The organism is Rhodococcus sp. AQ5-07 (assembly GCF_009707305.1).
Classification (GTDB): domain Bacteria; phylum Actinomycetota; class Actinomycetes; order Mycobacteriales; family Mycobacteriaceae; genus Rhodococcus_F; species Rhodococcus_F erythropolis.
In genome coordinates this window covers 758,307-777,994 of the sequence record NZ_CP046099.1, presented here as the reverse complement: position 1 = coordinate 777,994, position 19,688 = coordinate 758,307, and the positions used below count along the sequence as shown (strand labels likewise).

Genomic DNA, 19,688 nt, shown 5'->3' with positions numbered 1-19,688 from the left:
TGACCGATCACGCGAAATCCGCGAGCCTGCGTGCCAGATCTGCCGGGTCCGTCTCCGGCCCCACGATCCACCAGGGTGAGGCCCAGTTCGTCGCTGCCAACTGCTTGTAGAGCTCACCGGTTCTGGCCTGCAGACCGCCGTCGCGCTCGTAGGCGTCGAGCTGACGCGACGCGTCCTGGGCCTCACGGGAGCGGGCGCGCTGCTCGGCCAGAGCTACCGGCACGTCGAGGTACAGCTGCAGATCGGGAGCGGGGAGAGCGAGTCGACCCAACTCCAATTCACGGATCCAGGCGACCATCTCGCCGTCCACGCCCTGATGCACGCGCGCCGCGTTGTAGGCAGCGTTGGAGGCAACGTAGCGGTCGAGGAGAACAATGTCGTTGGCGGACAACAGTTCCGAGATCCGATCCGCAGCACCGGCGCGGTCCAAGGCGAACAGGACTGCCATCGCGTTCACGGATTCAGCCAGGTCTCCGTGTGATCCTTTGAGCGCCTCGGCAGCAAGATCCGCGTGGATCGACTTTCCGTACCGCGGAAAATCCAGAGTCGCGATCGACGTGCCGCCGCGGCGGAGTTCGGTCTCCACTTTGCCGATCAACGTTCGCTTTCCAGCTCCGTCGAGGCCTTCCAATGCCACCAGTGTTCCCACGGCGGACAAGCCTATCCCCCGGCCTGCTTGCGCAGACCGGGGGACGGCGGGCACTACATTCTCAGCGACGAATCGCCGGGTCAGTAGCGGTAGTGCTCCGGCTTGTACGGGCCTTCGACGTCGACGCCGATGTACTCAGCCTGATCTTTCGTGAGCTTGGTCAGCGTGCCACCGAGCGCCTCGACGTGGATCTTGGCGACCTTCTCGTCGAGGTGCTTCGGGAGGCGGTAGACCTCGTTGTCGTACTCGTCCGGCTTCGTCCACAGTTCGATCTGTGCGATGACCTGGTTGGAGAAGCTGTTGCTCATCACGAACGACGGGTGGCCCGTCGCGTTGCCGAGGTTGAGCAGGCGGCCTTCGGACAGCACGATGATCGAGTGGCCGTCGGCGAAGGTGAACTCGTCGACCTGCGGCTTGATGTTGATCCGCGTGACGTCGCCGGACTTCTCGAGGCCTGCCATGTCGATCTCGTTGTCGAAGTGACCGATGTTGCCCAGGATGGCCTGGTGCTTCATGGCCTTCATGTGCTCGAACGTGATGATGTCCTTGTTACCGGTGGACGTGATCACGATGTCGGCCCAGCCGATGGCCTGCTCGACTGTCTTGACCTCGAAGCCGTCCATGAGCGCCTGAAGGGCGTTGATGGGGTCGACCTCGGTGACCGCGACGCGAGCGCCCTGGCCACGAAGTGCCTCGGCACAACCCTTGCCGACGTCTCCGTAACCACAGACCAGCGCAGCCTTGCCGCCGATCAGAACGTCGGTGCCGCGGTTGATGCCGTCGAGCAGCGAGTGGCGTGTGCCGTACTTGTTGTCGAACTTGCTCTTGGTGACCGAGTCGTTGACGTTGATCGCGGGGAACGTGAGTTCGCCGGCAGCCGCAACCTGGTACAGACGCAGAACGCCCGTGGTGGTCTCCTCGGTGACGCCCTGGACGGACTCGGCGATCGCAGTCCACTTGCCCTTGTCAGCTGCGAGCGACTGACGCAGAAGCGCAAGGAAGACCTTGTACTCGTCGGAATCCTGGTCGTCGTCCGTCGGCGGCACGACGCCGGCCTTCTCGAACTGTGCGCCCTTGAGCACCAGCATGGTGGCGTCGCCGCCATCGTCGAGAATCATGTTGGCGGGCTCGCCCGGCCAGGTCAGCATCTGCTCCGCTGCCCACCAGTACTCTTCGAGGGTTTCACCCTTCCAGGCGAAAACCGGAACGCCCTTGGGCTCTTCCGGGGTGCCGTGCGGACCGACGACGATGGCGGCGGCAGCATGATCCTGCGTGGAGAAGATGTTGCACGAAGCCCAGCGGACCTCGGCGCCGAGCGCCGTCAGCGTCTCGATCAGAACCGCGGTCTGAATGGTCATGTGCAGCGAGCCGGAAACGCGAGCGCCCTTGAGCGGCAACACCTCTGCGTATTCGCGACGAAGCGCCATGAGGCCGGGCATCTCGTGCTCTGCCAGACGGATTTCCTTGCGACCGAACTCCGCGAGCGAAAGATCTGCAACTTTGAAGTCGATGCCGTTACGGCTCTCGGCCACGGGCGTTGTTGAAACTGAGGTCGTCATCTGCCTCTCCTGGTTGACGTGCAAACTATGCACAAGCCTATCGGTGTACCAGGCTATCGGTTAGACGCCCTCTCCCGCCCGCCCCTCTACTGCGCGCCCCTCTCGCGCCACGTCGATGAATGGCCCGAGCAATGTGCCCAGATCCTCCGCCACCGAAACCTCGGACTCCGGCGGCATCGAAATGTAGCTGAGCCCGAGACGCGCAATCGCCCTGGCCAGAATCCCGGCATCGGTGGGTGACGCCTGAATCCACCCTCGCTGGAAGCTCTCCGCAAGCCGCGACGAGGCGCGTTCGATGATGACCGCGCTGTCAGTGGTGATCAGGCGAAGAAGGTCCGGCTTGGCCTCACCGGTGAGCAGAGAGATCACCAACGGGTCGGTTGCGCTGGAGGCGAAAAACGATCCGAAGCCCGCCGTCAATGCCTCGACTGCACGTCCGTCGTTCGCCACCATGGCCTCGTCCACCGCATCGACGAATCCGTCGGCAAGGCGAAGCGCGTATGCCTCGGCAAGCCCTTGCCTCGAACCGAACTCGTTGTAGAGCGTCTGACGACTCACACCGGCATGCTTGGCCAGAACTGTCAGCGTCACCTCGGACCAGTCACGCTCGGTCAACAACTCACGCATCGAATCGAGCACCGACGTACGCAGCAGCAGGCGCGACGCTTCTTTCTGCGGCAGACGAGTTGGCGTCGAAGTCATGGTGACGACACTACCGCCGCGCTCAGGTCCGTTCGACGCCGACGCAACTCACCGCCGCTCGACCTCCACCATGAAGAAGTCGCTCTTCGCCGCGCCGCAGTCCGGGCAACTCCAGTCTTCGGGAATGTCGTCCCAGCGAGTTCCCGGTTCGATACCGTCCTCCGGCCAGCCGACTGCCTCGTCGTACTCGAAGCCGCATTGCGCGCACTGATACAGCTTGTAGTCGTTCATGATTCACTCCCTGCCGTTGCCGGCATCGGCTCGAAGTCCAGCTTTTCCCTCACGCCGCAGTCCGGACAGCACCAGTCGTCCGGCACGGCATCCCACGGCGTGCCCGCCGGAAACCCTTCTCGTGGTGCACCCTTCGATTCGTCGTAGACGTATTCACACACCGGGCATCGATAGCTGCTCATCACGCTGCTCCGTACCGAGCAAGGATGCGATCACGCTTGGACGGCTGAACGTTGACGCGGGTGATGTCGCCGCCGTAGTGCGCAAGGACCTTGGGATCCATTACTTTTCGCCACAGCGGCGGAACGTAGGCGAGCATGATCATGCTCGCGTATCCACTGGGCAGGTTGGGTGCACCGTCCATGCTTCGAAGCGTCTGATAACGACGTGTCGGGTTCGCATGATGGTCACTGTGACGCTGGAGGTGATACAGGAAGATGTTGGTGCAGATGTGATCGCTGTTCCAACTGTGCTCCGGTGCGGCGCGCTCGTACCGCCCACTGTCCAGACGGCGACGCTTCAGTCCGTAATGTTCGAGGTAGTTGACGGTTTCGAGCAGGCAGAATCCGAAGACGGCCTGCAGCACCAGGAACGGCAGCACCGAGAGCCCGAAAACGGCGACGAGGACACCGAAGAGTACGACGGACATCAACCACGAATGCAGGACGTCGTTGCGAATTGTCCACGGCTTCTTACCCAGTCGATCGAGCCTGGCTTTCTCCAGGGACCACGACGAGCGCAGAGATCCCCACACACTGCGCGGCAGGAAGGTCCAGAAGCTCTCGCCGAAGCGAGACGACGCCGGATCCTCGGGCGTGGCGACCCGCACGTGGTGTCCACGATTGTGCTCGATGTAGAAGTGGCCGTAAAACGACTGCGCCAGAGTGATCTTCGACAACCAGCGCTCGAGATCGTCCTTCTTGTGACCTAGTTCGTGTGCGGTGTTGATCCCGATTCCTGCGACGCAACCGATACTGATCGCCAGACCGATCTTGGAGATCAGCCCCAGTCCCCCGTCGATTCCGAGCCAGGACAGGTCGGTCGCCGACCAGAGATAGCAGGCCAGGACCAGGCTGGCCAATTGGAACGGTATGTAGATGTAGGTGCAGTACCGGTAGTACTTGTCGTTCTCGAGGCGCTCCATCACCTCGTCCGGCGGATTCTCGCCGTCCGGACCGAAGAAGATGTCGAGGATCGGGAGCAGGATGTAGACGAGCAACGGCCCGATCCACCACCACACCGGCGAGACCGCGTTCCACCCGAGACTGTTGAACAACGCGACCAATCCGACGGCAATGAAGACCGCCGTCGGCGGCACCAGGCCGAGCAGCCAAAGATATCTCTTCTTGTCACGCCACTGCTCGGGCGGGAGTGTCTGCCCGGACTGCGAGTTCACGTGCGTCGACACGGTCTACCTCCTCGATTCGGACCGACTCGACAACTGTGAGTCAGTTCACCCTGAGATAGACAGTACTACGCTATTTGTACAAGTGATAGACAAATCATAATCTTTGTACATTTACTCGATTTCGCCGCGTTCACGCTTCCCGATCAACGAATGCTGCCTGCTGTAGGCGAAGTAGATGACAACACCGAGGGCCATCCAGACCACGAACCTCATCCAGGTCTCCACCGACAGGTTGAACATCAACCAGAGACACGCGAGGACAGCCAGGATCGGGATCAGCGGGACCAGCGGCACCCTGAACCCGCGGGGTAGGTCCGGCCGCGTCCGACGAAGCACGAGAACCCCCAACGACACGAGAACAAACGCGAACAACGTGCCGATATTGACCATTTCCTCGAGGGTGCCGATCGGGAACACTCCGGCGAGCACCGCGACCACAACGCCGACCAAGATCGTGATCCGCACGGGAGTTCCGTGCTTGCCGGTCGGCGCCAGGCGTCGCGGCATCAGACCGTCGCGTGCCATCGCGAAGAGCACCCTGGTCTGCCCGAGCATCAGCACCATCACCACGGTCGTGAGACCGGCCAACGCGCCGAACGAGATGACGTTTTTCGCCCACGTGATGTCGTGGAAGGCGAATGCCGTTGCCAGGTTGGAAGTATCGCCCTCGAGTTCGGTGTACTTCACCATCCCGGTCAACACGAGTGTCACTGCCACGTACAGAACCGTGACGATCAAGAGCGAGCCCAGGATGCCGCGTGGCAACGCCTTCTGCGGCTCCTTCGCCTCCTCCGCAGTCGTGGCGACGACGTCGAAGCCGATGAACGCGAAGAACACCAGACTGGCTGCCGCGAGCAATCCGTACCACCCGAATGTGCTGCCACCGGCCCCGGTCACGTACGAGAACAACGACTGGTGGATGCCCTCTCCCGTCGAGCCCGGCTCCGACGGCGGAATGTACGGCGAGTAGTTGTCGGTGTCGATGTAGAACAGACCGACGATGATCACCAGCAACACCACCGCGACCTTGATCGCCGTGATCACCAGTGACACCCTCGAAGAGAGTTTTGTGCCGGTCGCGAGCAGGATCGTGATGACGGCGATCACCAGCACCGCACCCCAGTCGAACGAGATCGGCCCCAACTCGACGATCGGGCTGCGTGAACCCATCACTTCGCCGAGGTATAGCGACCAGCCTTTTGCCACCACCGAAGACGCCAAAGCGAATTCGAGGATGAGATCCCAGCCGATGATCCAGGCGACGAATTCACCGAACGTCGCGTACGAGAACGTGTACGCGCTACCGGCGACCGGGACCGTCGACGCGAACTCGGCGTAACACAGCGCTGCCAGTCCGCAGGCGATTGCCGCGATGACAAAAGCCAGCGAAACCGACGGCCCGGCGACGTTTCCCGCCGTCCGAGCCGTGAGTGTGAAGATGCCCGCACCGATGACCACTGCGACACCGAACACCGTGAGATCCCACGAGTTCAGCTCTTTCCGGAGTTTGGTCTCCGGCTCGTCGGTGTCCTTGATGGACTGCTCGATCGATTTGGTTCGAAACAGCTTCGACCGTCCAGATCCGGCCTGCTCGTCCTTGACAGCCATTGCCGCCTCCTTGCTGGGGACCAGCAGGTCCCACCATGGGCAAGTAGAGAGATGGCATCAGCCTAAGCCCGCAGGCGCGGCTTTGTTCAGGGTTTGTCGGGAGCCTGTAGATCTGTTTCAGGGCGATCGCCTGCGCTGAGACGATCCAGGTCCGGCTCGAGGTAGATCACCCGCGCCGCAGGCACTGCAGCGCGCACGCGAGACTCGGCCTCGTCGATCGCCGTCGCCACATCCGAGATCGTCGATCCGACCGGCACCGCAACCTTGGCAGCAACAAGGATCTCCTCGGGACCGAGGTACTGCGTCTTGCAATGAATGACGCGTTCGATACGAGTTCCGTCGACCAGTGCGTTGAGGATCAGTTCGGTCTCCACCGCCGTTGCGCCCTCACCGATCAGCAGCGACTGCATTTCGATGATCAGAATGACCGCGATGATGCCGAGCAGGACACCGATGCACAGAGTTCCGATGCCGTCGAAGACCGGATTTCCGGTCACCATCGTGAGGCCGACGCCGCCGAGTGCAAGGACGAGACCGATCAATGCGCCGGTGTCCTCGAGCAGCACAACCGGGAGTTCCGGGCTACGAGAGGTTCGGATGAAGTTCCACCACGACGCATTTCCCTTGAGCGGTCGTGATTCCTTCGCTGCGGTCCGGAAGCTGTAGCCCTCCAGGCAGATCGCGATGAACAGGATCGCGATTGCCACGAAAGCCGAATTGAGTTCTTCCGGATGCTGAATCTTGTGAATACCTTCGTAGATCGCGAACAGCGAACCGAGGGTGAAGAGCACCAGTGCAACGACGAACGAATAGAAGTACCGGTTGCGCCCGTAACCGAACGGGTGCAGTTGATCTGCCTCACGTTCTGCCTTCTTCTGTCCCAAGAGCAGCAAACCCTGATTGGACGTGTCGGCCACCGAGTGCACCGATTCGGCGAGCATCGACGACGATCCGGTGATCAAGAATCCGGCGAACTTGGCTACGGCAATTCCGGCATTGGCTCCGAGGGCCGCCAGAATCGCCTTCTTGCCACCATGAGCCGACACAATGTCTCCTCGCTATCGACCGAGATTCCTATCGACCGACCACTGCACTGAAAACCTGCGCAGTCGGGGTTCGTGTGGTCAGGTGTACTACGGGCTCGTCGGCAGCAATCCACGCGGCTCGGCCCCGATCGAGGTCGAGAGTGTCGGCACCGCACGTCGCAGTGACCGCGCCGTCGGTGCAGATCAGAATCCGCGGGCCGCCGGCTTCGACAACGAGGTCGGTGGCATTCGAGTCGAACTCCAGACGCGTCAAACGAAATTCAGGTGCGGGCGTGACGTACTCGTATCTGCCTGACCCTGACTGACCTGATCCTGGCGACGGGGCCGGATCGAGCACTTCGATATCGGCCCCGACGAAGTCCAGAACCCTCAACAGTTCGGGCACGTCGACGTGTTTGGGCGTCAGCCCGCCGCGCAGCACGTTGTCGGAGTTGGCCATGATCTCGACCGCGAGTCCATGGAGATACGCGTGGAGATTTCCCGCAGCGAGAAACAGCCCTTGGCCGGGCTCGAGTGTGACGCGGTTGAGCAGTAGTGCCGCCAGAACGCCGGCGTCGCCGGGGTACGCCTCGCTCAATTCCAGCGCGGTGCGGATCTCGGTCACGAATTCGGCGTCGTGGTGCGCGACGTAGGTGATGCACCCGGCAAGCACGGCAGGGAGCAACGTCCCGAGCACCGTGGACGGCAGCGTGATCCATGTCGTGAACAACGCCCGGAGTCCGTCGGAATCGGGTTGGCCTTCGAGCAGACCGATGTACGGCTCCAACTCGTCGACGGCCAGAGCGCGCAGCAGTTTGACAGTCCGCGTCGGCTCGCGGAATCCGGCAAGCGCTTCGAATCTGCTCAGCGCGACAACAAGTTCGGGCTTGTGGCTGCCGTCCTTGTAGTTGCGAATCGGCGATTCCATGGGAACGCCGAGTGCGTTCTCACGACGAAAACCCTCGTCGGCTTGAACGGCACTGGGATGCGCCTGAAGCGACAGCGGTTCTTCCGCCGCAAGCAACTTGAGCAGGAATGGGAGTCGCTCACCGAATGCATCGAGGTTCTCACGGCCGAGTTCACGCTCGGGTTCGCGGTGCAGGACCTCGAGCAACGACTCGCTTCCGGATTCGGTGATCACGCGCGCCGGGTCCCCCGGGTGGGCGCCCAACCACAACTCCGCTTCGGGATGATTCGACGGGGTCGCAAGACCGCGTAGTTCGGCAATTGCCGTTCGCGAGCCCCACGCGTAAGAACGAAGTGCACCTTCGAGTTCACGCACTTACTTCGCACCACCCGTCAACTGCACGTACGCCGCGGCCATGTCTACTCGAGACGCCAACACGAATACCTGCTCCATCTCCGATATCACCACGTTGGTCTGGTCTTCGTCTGCCGCCACTACCAGATCGGCGTCGGCCAGTGCGTCCATCCGGCGTCTCGCCTCCCCGCGCGTGGATTCGGTCGCGAAGACGAACGCCCGCGCCGGCGGGGTCGGCAGTGCGCCGTCCAGTTGCGGATCGTGAAAGAACGGGTCGTGGAACACCGAATCACGCGAAGCTGCGTCCGGCGCGAACAGAGCTCGTGCCGAACGAATCACCTCCGACATCTCGGCGGCAGCGGCATTCAGGCCAGAGCTCATCAGCGAAACGCTCGAGAACTCTGCGAGTGCTGTTGTCACGGAACCACTCCCACACAGAACGACCCGCCGGCCGCTCATTCTGGTGGCCAACGACTTGGCCGGGTTGTGGAATACCTCGTTGGCCGGCCCGTCCCGCAGCGCCTCCGCATCAACGGCGTCGGCGATTCGACCGAGCACCGCCGAACGGTCCTCGATCGATCCCTTGCCCTCGATTTCGGCGGCAACCGCGAGGAAGACGGCGAGGAACCGCGTCATCGTGTGCCTCGGAGAGGCGTAGAGCCGCGGCGGCAACGACGTGGTGCGCCCGGCCGCCACAGCCCGCATGGGCCCCTCGTCCGGAACGGCGACAACAACTTCGGCGCCACGGCGAACTGCACTGTCGACGGATTCGACCAGGCGCGGATCACCGGCATCGTCGCCGGCAACGACGATCACGTCCAACGGTCCGGCCCACGACGGCGTCCGGTCGAGTACGAGGAGCGGACAACCGACCGAATCTCCGACGAGGGCAAGCGCGATCCTGGCTCCGTGCCGAGCGCCACCGGCACCGGCAATCAGCACGACGCTGCGCGGGCGCAGGCCGGCCAGCCGAGAGATCACACCCTCGCCGACGGCCGATGCGGTGGCCCGAATCTGTGCGCCCCCCATGGCCACAGACCGCAGTAGCCCTTCCGAATCGGCAGCCGACAAACCCTCGCTGTCGTCGAGGTCGAGAAGCGGCATCGGCGCTGTCATCTCACCGCACCCCCTTCTCCGTTAGCAGTTCCCGCACCATCCAGCATTCCAGCTCTACGCGGTCCGTGGTGGCAGAGCCCTCGTTCCCGAGGCAGTCGTTCCCGAGATAGTCCCCCAACTATCCCAGGGCTTCGGCTCACCGACAAACCGATCAGACTCGGATTCAAGCCCGGACGATCGCCAGAATTTCGTTCACCAATGCGTCGACATCGGCGGACGTGGGTGCTTCGACGTTGAGTCGCAGCAAAGGCTCGGTATTGGACGCGCGCAAGTTGAACCAGGCATTTCCCTCGAGACTGACTGTGACACCGTCGAGGCGATCAACCGACTCGGTGCGGTCCGCGAATGCTGCCAGCACAGCGGCAGTGCGATCGGCCGCGTCAGCCACCGTGGAGTTGATCTCACCCGAGGCCGCGTAGCGGGTGTACTCCGCCATCAACTCGGAGAGCGGACGGTCCTGCTCGCCCAGTGCGGCGAGTACGTGCAACGCCGCGAGCATGCCGGAGTCGGCGCCCCAGAAATCGCGGAAGTAGTAGTGAGCTGAGTGCTCGCCGCCGAAGACGGCACCGGTCTCGGCCATCTCCTGCTTGATGAACGAGTGGCCGACTCGGGTACGGATCGCGACGCCGCCGAGTTCTTCGACCAGTTCGGGCACTGCCCGCGACGTGATCAGATTGTGGATGATCGACGCGCCCGGTTCCTTCGCGAGTTCGCGCTTGGCGACAAGTGCCGTCACCGCGGACGGAGAGACGGGGTCGCCCTTCTCGTCGACGACGAAGCAACGGTCCGCGTCACCGTCGAAAGCCAAGCCGATGTCTGCTCCGGTTTCACGCACGTAGGCCTGCAGATCGACGAGGTTGGCCGGATCGAGCGGATTGGCTTCGTGGTTGGGGAACGTGCCGTCGAGCTCGAAGTAGAGCGGGAGGACTTCGAGAGGCATCGGCCCGAATACGGCCGGCGCGGTATGGCCGCCCATGCCGTTTCCTGCATCGACTGCGACCTTCATCGGGCGCAACGCAGCCAGGTCGACCAATCCGCGGAGGTAGCTCGCATATTCCTCGAGGACGTCCTTCGTGCTGGCGGTACCTGCCGGTCCGTCGTACGCGGGAACACCCGAGACGACCTCGGCGGAGATGACTGCCAGGCCGGTGTCCTGACCGACGGGCTTGGCGCCGGCCCGGCACATCTTGATGCCGTTGTACTTGGCCGGATTGTGGCTCGCCGTGAACATCGCGCCCGGGCAGTTCAGCAAACCGGATGCAAAGTAGAGCTCGTCGGTCGACGCCAATCCGATGTAGACGACATCGAGTCCTTGAGCGAGCACGCCGTCACCGAAAGCAGAAGACAGTGTGGGCGACGATGCACGCATGTCGTAGCCGATCACAACCGTCGTGGCAGCGCCGGCCTCGTCACGGACCAGACGGGCGAACGACGCTCCCACGTCGCGGACAAAATCTTCGTCGATCTGCTCACCGACCACGCCGCGCACGTCGTACGCCTTGATGATTGCAGCAACCGACTCGGCTGTTCGCCCCACTGAAAACTCTCCTTGTGCATGCACCCTCACAGACGGGAACGTCCGGGCGCATGGCGTCCGGAGATTCGCAGTACTCGGGTGTGGAAGTACTCGGTCGAGCCTAGCGTCTGCGGCGACGAATCTCGCGTCAGTTGGATGGGTCGGGCAGTACGCGGAGGTGTCCACGACGCCCTGTACGGGCAGTACTCGGAGCCGCGGGACGTATGTCCTCATCTGCGTCGACGTTGGACTTGTTGCGATCTCCGAGACCGGCTTCACGTACAGCTTCGGCCAAAGCGGTCAGATCGTCTTCGTCGGGAGTGCTCGACGCGAATCCGCCTTCGTGGCGGACGAGTTCCCAGCCCTTGGGGGCGGTGATTCGAGAGCCGTGAGTGTCACACAAATCCCATGAATGGGGCTCGGCGACGGTTGCCAGCGGCCCGACAACCGCAGTGGAGTCCGAGTAGACATACGTAAGCGTCGCGACGGCGGGGTTCTTGCACCCGGGGCGGCAGCAGCGACGCAGAGATCTCACAGGTACGGAGCCTAGCCCTCCCCACGTCCGGAACCTACTCGGACACACCGAGCAGTTTCTTCTGTCGTAATCTGGGCGCCATGCCACAAGCCCGCCGCCGACGCTCGGTCACCACTCGTTCCATCGAGCGACACGGCCGTGGCCTGCGCGGACCACTACTTCCCCCGGAGGTGCCGGCCAGGCGTACCCGGGCCGAGAAGTTCGATCTCCTGGTGCTCGACGCCTTCTCGCCCGTCGACCTCGCGTGGCACGACCGGTTGACGAAACTCGACATCGCGGTGGACGAAGTTCCGAAGATTCACGCGCACGATCCGGAGTCCGTCACATGGCCGCCGGAGGTCATCGCAGACGGCCCGGTTCCACTGTCACGACTGATTCCGGCCGGAATCGACCGTCACGGAAATACGACTCGCGCAAGAATTGTGCTGTTTCGCCGCCCGTTGGAGCAGCGCGCGAAGGATCCGGAAGAACTCACGGATCTGGTGCACGACGTGTTGGTCCATCAAGTCGGCACGTATCTGGGCGTCGACCCACAGGTCATCGACCCCACACTGCCCGACGAGGACTGATACTGCCGGACGAGCACTGATACTGCCCGACGAGGACTGACGCACCGTCAGACGAAAAAACTGATGTCACACGAAGAAGTAAATCCACACGAAGAACAAAACAGTCGTTGCTTGACCTGCAATTCCCCGTTGCAGGTCAGACTTTCGAAGACCGCCCGTCAGCCCCGACGCTGACAGAACCGATTCAGCAGCAGATCAGATGATCCCCCGCTTGAGTCGCCGACGCTCGCGCTCGGACAACCCTCCCCAGATTCCGAACCGTTCGTCGTTCGCGAGCGCGTACTCGAGGCACTCGTCACGAACTTCACAACCGAGGCAGATCCGTTTTGCTTCCCTCGTCGATCCACCCTTTTCAGGGAAGAACGCTTCGGGATCGGTCTGCGCGCAGAGAGCACGCTCCTGCCACTGATCCTCGATGGTGTCGAACAATTCTTCGAAGCCGGTGACGAGACTCAGCACTGGCCGAGTACTCATACCGTCGAACTCACTGCTGCAGGCACCTTCTGCTGCGCCTGCTCGGGAATCGGTCTGCGGTTCGTCGCTTACTGTCATTGCGAGAGAACTGATCTCGACATTTTCATTGGGCATCGTTCCGCCTCCTCACCTGTAATAGCGCAGAATTTTCACTCCATCTTCAACCCCACCCCGTCGACCGTTCGAAACTGTGTTCGAAACCGGCCCCGCTGCAAGTGAACTCACAAGTAGCGGTTGGAATGACACATTTGAGATTACACACGTCCAGCGTGTCGCGGTCAAGCTAAACGAGATGAATCCATTAGTATTCCGGCCCCCAATTGACGGGACCTTCTGCCCGCCAGACACGACGACGCGCCGACCGCCTAGGCTCTGATGTCGTGAACGTGACTGTATTGGTTGGCGGCGTCGGCGGGGCCCGTTTCCTTCAAGGTGTGCAAAATGCGCTCGGAATCGCCGGTGGTGAATCCCTCGAGAAATACGAAGGCCCACATCGCATCACGGCCGTCGTCAACGTCGGAGACGACGTCTGGATGCACGGTCTGCGCATCTGCCCCGATCTGGACACTTGTATGTACACACTCGGCGGCGGTATCGACACCGAACGCGGGTGGGGGCACGCCGGCGAAACCTGGAATGCGAAAGAAGAACTCGCGGCATACGGAGCGAAGCCGGACTGGTTCGGCCTCGGAGATCGCGATATCGCAACGCATTTGATTCGCAGCCAGATGCTCCGCACGGGATATCCGTTGTCCGCGATCACCGAAGCGTTGTGCAATCGCTGGAATCCGGGTGTCGCACTGCTTCCCGTGAGCGACGACCGCAGCGAAACACACGTTGTGATCACCGATCCGGAAGACGGTGAACAGAAGGCGATTCATTTCCAGGAGTGGTGGGTACGCCATCGAGCACAGGTGGAAACTCACAGCTTCGCTCACGTCGGCGCCGAGCAGGCCAAGCCCGCGCCGGGGGTGGTCGAGGCGATCGACGGTGCCGACATCGTGCTGATCGCACCGTCCAATCCCGTCGTGAGCGTCGGCGCGATCCTCGCGGTGCCCGGCATTCGCGGAGCCCTGCGGACCACCGCGGCCAAGGTTGTCGGCCTCTCCCCCGTCATCGGTGGAAAACCGTTGCGCGGCATGGCTGACGAGTGCCTCGAAGTGATCGGGGTCGAGACGACTTCCGAGGCGATCGGTCGCCACTACGGAGCTCGCTCGATCAACGGCATTCTCGACGGCTGGCTCGTCGACGAAGGTGACACGGCCGACATCGACGGGGTGGACGTGCGAAGCATCCCACTTTTGATGACGTCCCCCGAAGAGACCGCAAAAATGGTTCGAACGGCTTTCGAGATCGCCGGAGTCGAACTGTGACCGAGCCCGGAACCGAAGCAAGCCGCGACAGAAATCACTCTCCCGGCGATCACTCCCCCGGCGCCGCAATCGAAGTCATTCCCGTGCTCGGCCTTCCCGAGTTCCGGCCCGGAGACGACTTGGCCGCCGCTGTCGTCGACGCGACACCGTGGCTCGAGAACGGCGACGTCGTTGTCGTCACGAGCAAGGTGTTCTCAAAAGTCGAGGGTCGCATCGTTTCCTCGCCGACCGATCCGGAAGAGCGCGACGCAGCACGACGCCTCCTGGTGGATCAGGAAGCCGTCCGCGTCGTGGCCCGCAAGGGCCGCACTCTGATCACCGAGAACAAACTCGGCATCGTGCAGGCCGCATCGGGCATCGACGGCTCCAACGTCGACGGTGCCGAACTGGCCCTGCTCCCCGTGGATCCCGATGCGAGCGCAGCGGGGCTGCGTGCCCGAATTCTCGAGAGCACGGGCAAGTCCGTCGCCGTCGTCGTGACCGACACGATGGGTCGTGCGTGGCGCAACGGGCAGACCGATGCCGCGATCGGTTCCTCCGGCATTCCGGTCCTGCACGGCTACCTCGGGGCACAGGACAGTCAGGGCAACGATCTGATCGTCACCGAGATCGCGATCGCGGACGAGATCGCCGCTGCGGGCGATCTGGTCAAGGGCAAGCTCGGCGGCGTTCCCGTCGCCGTCGTGCGAGGACTCCGATTCGAGGACGACGGTTCGAGTGGCCAGGATCTGATCCGTCGCGGCCCGGACGATCTGTTCTGGCTGGGAACCGAGGAGGCTACGGCGATGGGCCGCGGCCAGGCGCTGCTGTTGCGTCGGTCGGTTCGGCAGTTCGCAGGTGATCCCGTCGACGCGGAGATCATTCGCAGCTCGATCGCCGAGGCACTCACCGCTCCAGCACCCCACCACACGAGGCCTGTTCGATTCGTGTGGCTGCGGACCGCGTCGGTCCGCACGTCGCTCCTCGAGCAGATGCGTGAGAAGTGGGCCGCCGATCTGCGTGCGGACGGTCGTAGCGACGAATCCGTCGACGCGCGGGTTGCCCGCGGAAACATCCTGTTCGATGCCCCCGAGGTCGTCATTCCCTTCTGCGTGCCCGACGGCGCACACAGTTATCCGGATGCCCGACGTACCGCGGCGGAGTCCACGATGTTCACCGTCGCTGCCGGCGCGGCAGTGCAGGGACTGCTGGTCTCGCTGGCCACACGCGGCGTGGGAAGCTGCTGGATCGGATCGACGATCTTCGCCGCCGACCTCGTACGCGAACAACTCGATCTCCCGGCCGATTGGCAGCCACTCGGCGCAGTCGCAATCGGGTACCCCCTCGAACCACTGACTCCGCGCACGGTCTCCGCCCCCGGGGACGCGTTGGTGGAGCTGTAGGTCATGTCAGCCGAATCGCTGCACGCCTCCGCCAAGGGCGTCCTGGAGGGCTGGTCGACGTCCTCCGAAGCGGACGAGTCACTGCGGCACACGATGCTCGCGTTCCTCGATTCGGCTCCGGACGGCTGCCTTCGTCGCCATGCCCCAGGACACATCACCGCGTCGTCTCTGGTTCTCGACGAGAGTGGCTGCCACGTCTTACTGACCCTGCATCCCAAGGTGGGCAGGTGGATTCAGCTCGGAGGTCACTGCGAGCCCGACGACGAGACGGTAGTCGATGCGGCATTGCGGGAGGCTCGTGAGGAGTCCGGAATTCACGACGTTCGGATAGACGCGGACCTACTCTCCGCCCACACACATCCGATCACGTGCTCACTCGGGGTCCCGACCAGACATCTCGATCTACGGTTTCTTGTTGTGGCGCCGGACAATTCACATATCGTCCGCAGCGCAGAGTCCACCGACCTCCGGTGGTGGCCGGTGGACGCGCTACCGCCGACTGCCGAACGCGAGACCATCGACCACCTGGTAGCGCTCGCCCATCAGCGCAAGAATCAGGACTGAATCGGAGACAGCTCGGGTTGCTTGGCGCTCACGCCGTCGCCCGAAGATGTTCCCTTCACGCGCCGAGCTACCCACGGCACCAAGAACTCTCGCGCCCATTGACGATCCTCGCGACGAGTTTCCGCTTTCGTGAGAACCGGCGCAGGCCCGAGGTCGGGCGCGATCAATCCGTGTTCGACGCCCAGTACGTCGAGCACCCGCGTCGCCATGTTCTCGTGCCCGGCGGGCGACATGTGGAGGCGATCCCAGTCCCACATCCGTAGGTCCTGATATTCGGAGAATCGCCAGAAGTCGACGAGGGTCGCGCCGTGGCGGTCCGCTACCTCGCGAACAAGCTCGTTGTAAATCGCCAGGCGTCCGCGGATCTTGCCGAAGAAGGCGGACCATCCGGTGTCGTATGCGGTGAACATGAGAACCTGCGCACCGGAAGCAGTGAGCTGGCCGATTGCCGAATCGTAGCGGGCGACCATCGCGTCGATGTCGAGCTTCGGACGCATCATGTCGTTTCCGCCGGCGTAGATGGTCACCAGATCGGGCTTCAACGCCAGAGCGGGTTCCAACTGCTCGTCGATGATCGGTCCGAGTAGGCGACCACGAATCGCCAGGTTGGCGTAGCGGAACTCGGGGTTGTTCACCGCCAGCTGCTCGGCCACTCGGTCTGCCCACCCGCGCAGACCGTTGGGGAATCGTTCGTCGGCGTCGCCGACGCCCTCGGTGAACGAGTCACCGAGGGCAACGTAACGGCTCGGAAGAGAAGTCATACCCGCCAGTATTCCAGTAGGTCAGCTAACGATCACACATCTGTGCTGAAGCGCACGCCACCGTCCGGCAGCGTCACCCCCGGCCACACACGTGCGCCGCGCAACAATTCGCACCGCGCACCGATGTCCGCGCCGTCTCCGATGACGGCGTCGCGGACCAGTGCTCGTGGTCCGATACGGACGCCGAATCCGAGGATCGATCGTTCGACTACCGCACCGGCTTCCACAACGGCGCCGTCGAAGAGAATCGCACCGTCGAGGCGCGCACCTGCGCCGACTTCTGCGCCACGGCCGACAACCGTGCCGCCGATCAGGACGGCGCCAGGCGCAATTCCCGCCCCGGGGTGAACGAGCGACTCGCCGCGCGGACCTTCGAGAGCCGGCGAAGGCGCGATGCCTCGCACCAGGTCGGCGGAACCGCGAACGAAGTCCTCGGGGGTTCCCATGTCACGCCAGTACGACGAGTCGACGTGGCCGAACACCCGCTTGCCCTCGGCCAGGAGATTCGGGAACACCTCGCGCTCGACCGATACCGGTCGTCCCTCCGGGATCTGCTCGATGATCTCGCGCTTGAAGACGTAGCAGCCGGCGTTGATCTGATCCGTCGGCGGATCCTGGGTCTTCTCCAGGAATGCCGAGACTCGCCCGTCCTCGTCGGTCGGAACACAACCGAATGCACGCGGGTCTCCCACACGAACCAGGTGAAGGGTCACGTCGGCGTCCGTCTTCTCGTGGGTCTCGAGAATGGCGTTCAGGTCGGTGCCACCGAGCACGTCACCGTTGAACACCATGACGTTGTCGCCACGCAACTTCGGGAGTACGTTGCGGATTCCGCCACCGGTGCCCAGCGGCTCGGTCTCGAAGACGTAGTCGATCTCGAGCCCCATCTTGGAGCCGTCGCCGAAGTAGTCCTCGAATACCTCTGCCTTGAAAGATGTTCCGAGCACCACGTGCTTGATACCGGCAGCCTCGATCCTGGCAAGCAGATGCGTCAGGAACGGAAGGCCGGCGGTCGGAAGCATCGGCTTGGGCGCCGACAGCGTCAACGGACGCAGCCGAGTGCCCTTGCCGCCTACCAGGATTACGGCGTCGGTCGGATTCGGATCGGACATCATTTTCCCCCGTGGTTCGAAACTGATGGGTTGTCGGTCGAGTCGTCGGTGCGAGCGCGCTCGCGAACAGCAGAAGCTACGGCGATCTTGGACCGCACGGCCAGGCCACCGCGCAAGGCAAGTCGCAGCGGAGCCTGCCACCAGTGCGGATGACGATCAGCTTGGAACTGGTATGCGCTGCGATGATGAGCGGGCAGCATCAGTTCCGGATGCCGGCCTGCCGCATGGCCTTTGGCATGGGTCACGACAGCGGAGGGAACAAAGACGTTGAGCCACCCGGCTTTTCCGAGGCGATCACCGAAATCGACGTCCTCCATGTACATGAAGTATCGCGAGTCGAACCCGGAGATGGCGTCGAAGGCACCACGTCGTACCAACAGGCACGACCCGGAAAGCCAACCGACGGAGCGCTCGGTGACTGCCTCGTTCTCCTGACGGTAACGAGCAGTCCACGGGTTCTTCGGCCACACGGTGCCGAGCAATGCGTGCCCGACGCCCGAGGTGATGTCGGGCACCGTTCGTGCCGACGGATAGACACTTCCGTCCGGTTCGAGGACCTTCGGCCCCAGTGCACCGGCCCTTGGCCACCGATTTGCCGCAGCGACCAATTCGTCGAGTGAACCGGGTGCCCATTGGACGTCAGGATTGGAAATCACGACAAATTCGATCGACGAATCGATCTCCGCCACAGCCCGATTTATCGCTCCGCCGTAGCCGATGTTTCCCCCTGTACGAAGCAGACGAACATGCTCGTACTTGGCATCCGCCGCCTCCGGCGCACCATCGGTCGACCCGTTGTCGGCCATGATGACCTGGGGTTTTTCTGTCGTCGCCGCGGCGAGCGTGCTCAAGAAATTCTCAAGATGCTCGCCTGGGGAGTACGTCACCGTTACCACGGCCAGCTTGGGACTCACGCCGGTCAGCCTAGCCGCCCACGGGCACTGCCCCGAACAATGCTCACGCCAGAGCGGCGTGCAGAGCCTCTCGCCACGGACGCAGCGGCGTCATTCCCGCGGTAACCCACGCGCGCTCGGACAAAACCGAATATGCCGGGCGGGGCGCAGGGCGCACGAAGTCCGCGCTGCTGCACGGGCGCACCCGCACCGGGTCTGCTCCGATCTCCTCGAACACCGCTCGCGCCAACTCGTACCAACTGGCTTGCCCGCCGTTGGTCAGGTGGAACGTCGACGCACCCGTGAAGTCCCGCAGCGCGAGTTCGACGATGCCGCCGGCCAGATCGACGCTGTACGTGGGTGACCCGATCTGGTCGTCCACGACGTTCACGAATTCTCGTTCGGCTTCGAGCCTGCGCATCGTGGCGACAAAATCCGTACCGACACCCGAATACACCCACGCGGTACGGACAACGGCCACGTCGGCGCCCGACTCTCGTACTGCGATCTCGCCGTCCAGCTTGGTTCGGCCGTAGACCGTCGCGGGACCGGTCGGTGCATCGACGTCGTATGGAGTGCTCGCGTCACCCGGAAAAACGTAGTCCGTCGAAACGTGGATCAACCGCGAACCGGCCCGCGCACACGCTCGCGCGAGATTCAGCGGTCCGATCTCGTTGACCGCCCTCGCTGCCTCCTGGTCGGTCTCGGCGGCGTCGACCGCCGTGTACGCAGCGCAGTTGATCAGCACCGCATCGGGCGAGACGAAGTCGTCGACCGCGCGGCTGTCTGTGATGTCGAGCTCGCGGGAACCGACGGCCGTCACAGTGTGACCCGCCGACGTTGCGAGAGCATCGATACGTGTCCCGAGCTGCCCTCGGGCGCCGGTGAGCAGGATATTCGTCACATGGTTGAGTCTGGCACGCCGCGTCGAGGTACCCGCGGCCGAGCAT

Annotated in this window: 21 protein-coding genes; 4 read left to right on the top strand and 17 right to left on the bottom strand. The window is 63.2% G+C overall.

Annotation, left to right across the window (positions count from 1 at the left end; all coding sequences use genetic code 11):
• Positions 1-7: 7 nt before the first annotated feature.
• The 12 genes from GJB56_RS03640 to GJB56_RS03585 all read right to left on the bottom strand — a co-directional run bounded on the left by GJB56_RS03640 (position 8) and on the right by GJB56_RS03585 (position 11,610).
• Entirely contained in the window at positions 8-649 is a 642-nt protein-coding gene (locus GJB56_RS03640) for a dTMP kinase (protein ID WP_020907105.1), read from the bottom strand.
• A gap of 80 nt (positions 650-729) precedes the next feature.
• On the bottom strand, positions 730-2,208 hold the full coding sequence (ahcY, locus tag GJB56_RS03635; protein ID WP_021332564.1) for an adenosylhomocysteinase: 1,479 nt from the start codon (positions 2,206-2,208) through the stop codon (positions 730-732).
• Positions 2,209-2,268: 60 nt separating this feature from the next.
• Positions 2,269-2,910 carry a TetR family transcriptional regulator gene (locus GJB56_RS03630; RefSeq protein WP_020907103.1) on the bottom strand — a complete coding sequence of 214 codons (642 nt, stop codon included), beginning with the start codon at positions 2,908-2,910 and terminating at the stop codon, positions 2,269-2,271.
• 48 nt (positions 2,911-2,958) lie between these two features.
• A complete protein-coding gene (locus GJB56_RS03625) occupies positions 2,959-3,141 on the bottom strand; it encodes a rubredoxin (RefSeq protein ID WP_003940894.1) in 183 nt (60 codons plus the stop codon).
• Complete coding sequence (locus tag GJB56_RS03620; protein WP_003940827.1) at positions 3,138-3,323, bottom strand: rubredoxin; 186 nt, start codon at positions 3,321-3,323, stop codon at positions 3,138-3,140. Before GJB56_RS03620 ends, GJB56_RS03625 begins: the two co-directional genes overlap by 4 nt.
• Positions 3,323-4,549 (bottom strand): alkane 1-monooxygenase, encoded by a 1,227-nt coding sequence (locus GJB56_RS03615; RefSeq protein ID WP_020907102.1) that lies wholly within the window; start codon positions 4,547-4,549, stop codon positions 3,323-3,325. The genes GJB56_RS03620 and GJB56_RS03615 overlap by 1 nt, the downstream gene beginning before the upstream one ends.
• Positions 4,550-4,660: 111 nt before the next feature.
• Positions 4,661-6,157 carry an amino acid permease gene (locus GJB56_RS03610; protein WP_019747776.1) on the bottom strand — a complete coding sequence of 499 codons (1,497 nt, stop codon included), beginning with the start codon at positions 6,155-6,157 and terminating at the stop codon, positions 4,661-4,663.
• An 86-nt stretch (positions 6,158-6,243) separates the two neighbouring features.
• Positions 6,244-7,203: a cation diffusion facilitator family transporter gene (locus GJB56_RS03605; RefSeq protein WP_019747775.1), complete on the bottom strand. Its 960-nt coding sequence runs from the start codon at positions 7,201-7,203 to the stop codon at positions 6,244-6,246.
• A gap of 28 nt (positions 7,204-7,231) precedes the next feature.
• A complete protein-coding gene (gene manA / locus GJB56_RS03600; RefSeq protein WP_113683006.1) occupies positions 7,232-8,464 on the bottom strand; it encodes a mannose-6-phosphate isomerase, class I in 1,233 nt (410 codons plus the stop codon).
• Complete coding sequence (locus GJB56_RS03595; protein ID WP_113683007.1) at positions 8,465-9,559, bottom strand: tobH protein; 1,095 nt, start codon at positions 9,557-9,559, stop codon at positions 8,465-8,467. It abuts the gene before it with no gap.
• A 163-nt stretch (positions 9,560-9,722) separates the two neighbouring features.
• On the bottom strand, positions 9,723-11,096 hold the full coding sequence (locus tag GJB56_RS03590; protein ID WP_019747772.1) for a phosphomannomutase/phosphoglucomutase: 1,374 nt from the start codon (positions 11,094-11,096) through the stop codon (positions 9,723-9,725).
• 127 nt (positions 11,097-11,223) lie between these two features.
• Complete coding sequence (locus GJB56_RS03585) at positions 11,224-11,610, bottom strand: DUF3499 domain-containing protein (protein ID WP_020969213.1); 387 nt, start codon at positions 11,608-11,610, stop codon at positions 11,224-11,226.
• 80 nt (positions 11,611-11,690) lie between these two features.
• Between GJB56_RS03585 and GJB56_RS03580 the strand changes: the two genes are divergently transcribed.
• Positions 11,691-12,179, top strand: a complete 489-nt coding sequence (locus GJB56_RS03580; protein WP_003940797.1) for a metallopeptidase family protein — start codon at positions 11,691-11,693, stop codon at positions 12,177-12,179.
• Positions 12,180-12,374: 195 nt separating this feature from the next.
• On the opposite strand, the gene GJB56_RS03575 is transcribed toward GJB56_RS03580, so the two are convergent.
• A complete protein-coding gene (locus tag GJB56_RS03575; protein ID WP_020907098.1) occupies positions 12,375-12,653 on the bottom strand; it encodes a WhiB family transcriptional regulator in 279 nt (92 codons plus the stop codon).
• Positions 12,654-13,033: 380 nt separating this feature from the next.
• Between GJB56_RS03575 and cofD the strand changes: the two genes are divergently transcribed.
• Genes cofD through GJB56_RS03560 form a run of 3 tightly spaced genes read left to right on the top strand, consistent with a single transcriptional unit; the run spans position 13,034 to position 15,972 of the window.
• Positions 13,034-14,026, top strand: a complete 993-nt coding sequence (gene cofD / locus GJB56_RS03570; protein WP_003940958.1) for a 2-phospho-L-lactate transferase — start codon at positions 13,034-13,036, stop codon at positions 14,024-14,026.
• A complete protein-coding gene (locus GJB56_RS03565) occupies positions 14,023-15,408 on the top strand; it encodes a coenzyme F420-0:L-glutamate ligase (protein WP_070386883.1) in 1,386 nt (461 codons plus the stop codon). Before cofD ends, GJB56_RS03565 begins: the two co-directional genes overlap by 4 nt.
• A gap of 3 nt (positions 15,409-15,411) precedes the next feature.
• Positions 15,412-15,972, top strand: coding sequence for an NUDIX hydrolase (locus GJB56_RS03560; RefSeq protein ID WP_019747768.1), 561 nt, complete (start codon positions 15,412-15,414; stop codon positions 15,970-15,972).
• Here the strand turns inward: GJB56_RS03560 and GJB56_RS03555 are convergent.
• Genes GJB56_RS03555 through rfbD form a run of 4 tightly spaced genes read right to left on the bottom strand, consistent with a single transcriptional unit; the run spans position 15,963 to position 19,642 of the window.
• Entirely contained in the window at positions 15,963-16,733 is a 771-nt protein-coding gene (locus GJB56_RS03555; RefSeq protein ID WP_113683008.1) for an SGNH/GDSL hydrolase family protein, read from the bottom strand. The genes GJB56_RS03560 and GJB56_RS03555 overlap by 10 nt on opposite strands.
• A 32-nt stretch (positions 16,734-16,765) precedes the next feature.
• Complete coding sequence (locus tag GJB56_RS03550) at positions 16,766-17,848, bottom strand: sugar phosphate nucleotidyltransferase (protein WP_019747766.1); 1,083 nt, start codon at positions 17,846-17,848, stop codon at positions 16,766-16,768.
• A complete protein-coding gene (locus tag GJB56_RS03545) occupies positions 17,845-18,759 on the bottom strand; it encodes a glycosyltransferase family 2 protein (RefSeq protein WP_021332555.1) in 915 nt (304 codons plus the stop codon). The genes GJB56_RS03550 and GJB56_RS03545 overlap by 4 nt, the downstream gene beginning before the upstream one ends.
• A 43-nt stretch (positions 18,760-18,802) precedes the next feature.
• Positions 18,803-19,642 (bottom strand): dTDP-4-dehydrorhamnose reductase, encoded by an 840-nt coding sequence (rfbD, locus tag GJB56_RS03540; protein WP_021332554.1) that lies wholly within the window; start codon positions 19,640-19,642, stop codon positions 18,803-18,805.
• Between the last annotated feature and the right edge of the window lie 46 nt (positions 19,643-19,688).

What these genes read in the sequence shown, in the direction of transcription:
- ahcY (WP_021332564.1), bottom strand. Translation starts at nt 2,208, where the DNA reads ATGACGACCTCAGTTTCAACAACGCCCGTGGCCGAGAGCCGTAACGGC.
- GJB56_RS03630 (WP_020907103.1), bottom strand. Translation starts at nt 2,910, where the DNA reads ATGACTTCGACGCCAACTCGTCTGCCGCAGAAAGAAGCGTCGCGCCTG.
- GJB56_RS03625 (WP_003940894.1), bottom strand. Translation starts at nt 3,141, where the DNA reads ATGAACGACTACAAGCTGTATCAGTGCGCGCAATGCGGCTTCGAGTAC.
- GJB56_RS03620 (WP_003940827.1), bottom strand. Translation starts at nt 3,323, where the DNA reads ATGAGCAGCTATCGATGCCCGGTGTGTGAATACGTCTACGACGAATCG.
- GJB56_RS03610 (WP_019747776.1), bottom strand. Translation starts at nt 6,157, where the DNA reads ATGGCTGTCAAGGACGAGCAGGCCGGATCTGGACGGTCGAAGCTGTTT.
- GJB56_RS03595 (WP_113683007.1), bottom strand. Translation starts at nt 9,559, where the DNA reads ATGACAGCGCCGATGCCGCTTCTCGACCTCGACGACAGCGAGGGTTTG.
- GJB56_RS03580 (WP_003940797.1), top strand. Translation starts at nt 11,691, where the DNA reads ATGCCACAAGCCCGCCGCCGACGCTCGGTCACCACTCGTTCCATCGAG.
- GJB56_RS03575 (WP_020907098.1), bottom strand. Translation starts at nt 12,653, where the DNA reads ATGAGTACTCGGCCAGTGCTGAGTCTCGTCACCGGCTTCGAAGAATTG.
- GJB56_RS03560 (WP_019747768.1), top strand. Translation starts at nt 15,412, where the DNA reads ATGTCAGCCGAATCGCTGCACGCCTCCGCCAAGGGCGTCCTGGAGGGC.
- GJB56_RS03555 (WP_113683008.1), bottom strand. Translation starts at nt 16,733, where the DNA reads ATGACTTCTCTTCCGAGCCGTTACGTTGCCCTCGGTGACTCGTTCACC.
- GJB56_RS03550 (WP_019747766.1), bottom strand. Translation starts at nt 17,848, where the DNA reads ATGATGTCCGATCCGAATCCGACCGACGCCGTAATCCTGGTAGGCGGC.